This window comes from Vibrio sp. 1727, assembly GCF_033344415.1.
GTDB classification, from domain to species: domain Bacteria; phylum Pseudomonadota; class Gammaproteobacteria; order Enterobacterales; family Vibrionaceae; genus Vibrio; species Vibrio alginolyticus.
In genome coordinates, this window is record NZ_JAWPOT010000593.1 from 1 (window position 1) to 539 (window position 539).

Consider the following 539-nt stretch of genomic DNA (forward strand, 5'->3'; position numbering starts at 1 on the left):
CTTTTTGCTCCATGATGGCTTGGCCGATGTGGATGATTTCCGCCGCACGTTCACCAAAGCAGTGAATACCGAGAATTTCCTTGGTTTCACGATGGAACAAAATCTTCAAACTGCCAACATCTTTGCCTGCAATTTGCGCCCGAGCCAGATGTTTGAATGAAGAGCGACCGACTTCGTAAGGTACTTTCGCCGCCGTCAGTTCTTGTTCTGTTTTACCAACAGAGCTGATTTCCGGAATGGTGTAGATGCCAGTCGGGATGTCTTCAATCAGATAGTTTTCAGCCTGACCTTTGGTGATCGCTTGTGCGACAAAGCGTCCTTGGTCGTAGGCTGCGCTCGCAAGACTAGGGTAACCAATCACATCACCTACTGCGTAAATGTGCTCAACCGCCGTTTGGTAGTTGCGGTTCACTTTAAGCTGGCCGCGAGAATCCGATTCTAGACCGACGACATCCAAACTGAGTTTGTCGGTGTTACCGGTTCTGCCGTTCGCATACAGCAAACAATCGGCGCGCATTTTCTTGCCTGACTGCAGGTGA

General features: G+C 49.9%; 1 protein-coding gene. It reads right to left on the minus strand.

Going from position 1 to position 539, the window contains the following annotated elements:
* The coding region (locus R8O10_RS27105) for an FAD-dependent oxidoreductase (protein ID WP_318192212.1) at positions 1-539 on the minus strand (539 nt) is incomplete at both ends.